This is a genomic window from Shuttleworthella sp. (genome assembly GCF_057251025.1).
In genome coordinates this window covers 1-1,702 of sequence record NZ_DBHIDN010000054.1, presented here as the reverse complement: position 1 = coordinate 1,702, position 1,702 = coordinate 1, and the positions used below count along the sequence as shown (strand labels likewise).

2 protein-coding genes are annotated in these 1,702 nt (G+C 53.8%); both read left to right on the top strand.

Annotated features, from left to right (window positions below; translation table 11 throughout):
* The first annotated feature begins 355 nt into the window (after nt 1-355).
* Entirely contained in the window at nt 356-889 is a 534-nt protein-coding gene (locus tag ACO5R6_RS07615; RefSeq protein WP_485626575.1) for a TetR/AcrR family transcriptional regulator, read from the top strand.
* 178 nt (nt 890-1,067) lie between these two features.
* Nucleotides 1,068-1,571, top strand: a complete 504-nt coding sequence (locus ACO5R6_RS07610; RefSeq protein WP_075407868.1) for an HXXEE domain-containing protein — start codon at nt 1,068-1,070, stop codon at nt 1,569-1,571.
* The last annotated feature ends 131 nt before the right edge of the window (nt 1,572-1,702 follow it).

Here is a 1,702-nt window from a genome sequence, read left to right as displayed (position 1 = left end):
AACGCCGCCACCCGCTCCGAGGCCATGAGCCTGGTCCTGGGCCGGCGGTCCTGAGTGCGGGCCGCAGCTATCGCCCCTCACTCTGGACGGTCTTGGACCGCCGCCGGGAGTGCTGGGGGATGTACTGCTGAGATCTGAGAGTGTTCCTGGCCGGCACATGGCGCACTTCACTCGGGCTGGCGATTGCGCGGCGCGCTCGATCCCTGGTTAGCAGGACCCGGAGAACCGTGAAGTAAGGGGCTGAGACTCTCGCCCAGCAGGCAGCACATCCTGAGTCTCTGTCTGCGGTCGAGGGCTACACTCCTAGAATATGATGAGGAGTGCTGATCGTGGTGAAGTCGATGTGGACGCCCGCGTGTACCGTTCTAAGGTGCGGATCGCTGAGGCGCTCTTTGAAAAGCTTGCGGTTTATGAGCTTGATGAGATCTCTGTATCAGAGGTAGTGGCCAAGGCGGGTGTATCTAGAAATACATACTATCGCCACTTCTCCACGAAGAGGTCCGTCTTGACATTCTATATTGAGGAGTTGCTGAGAGAGTATCTCCAAGGTGTTGAAGAGCGCGGCATATCGGATGTTGAGGGAATTCTCAACTATTATTTCTCCTTCTGGGGGGATCGCAAAGAGTATGTTATCCTATTAAGGAGGCGTCAGCTTTTGGATCTGGCGCTTGATGTGCAGCGAAAAAAGTTCCTAGAGGCGCTGCCGCACTCCGACCTTCCCTGGCATGGGGTCTCTGGAGTTGACGAAACTCTCGTGGATCTGCTGTTCGTTGGTGGAATGTGGAATATTCTCCTGCATTGGCTCGATCGTGATATGGACCCGAAAGCTTCGGAGGTTGTCCGGACATTTCTCGAGGAATTGTCGGTTTACGCTGAATGCTTGCCGTAGTCGACTCCATCCTGAGGTCTTGACGCCTGTGAGCGGCCCGCATTGAGAGGTGAGTTTGACATCCCTGTTATGTGGTACAGATTCTGCGAATCTGTACCACAAGTGCTGTGTGAGTGGAATGGGACGTGATTCCGGCATACAGTCCTCATCGACTGATGGGTCATCACTGGGAGGAAGAATGTCGTTTCTGCTCGGCTACTGGGCGCTGCCGATCCTGTTTATTCTGCACGATTTTGAGGAGATGGTGTTTCTGCCTCTGTGGAAGCGGCGGTCGAAGTTTCGGGCGCTCCCCAATCAGGCAGATTATTTTGGGGAAACCAGAGATGGTTCGGCGTTTACGGTGGGGGTGCTGGAGGAGTTTGTTATTCTGTTGACTGTTTCTTATGTGTGTTCGTTGACGCGAGGTGACGAGTTGTACTTGTGCTTCTGTGTGGCGTACAGCCTTCACTTTCTTATCCACTATAGAATGTGTTTCCGGTTCAGGGGGTATGTCCCGGGGGTTGTGACTGTCACTCTTCAGGTTCCGCTGATGTGGTTTATTATCTCACACTACTGGAGGATCAATATGTTGACAGTAGTATGTTTCATGATGGTGATGGTGGTGGTCTACGGAAACCTGTACGTAATGCACCGTTTGATGCCGAGAATCGAGCGGCGGTTCGTCGGATACGCCCAGGGTTAGTCGACGGAAATGTCGCCACAATGTAGGGATGTATGTATGGGCTCCACGTATAAGAAATTACTGGTGGCGGTCGACACCGGGCTGCTGCTCTACTGGGCGGCCGTCTTCCTCAATCTCATTCCCGAGCACCT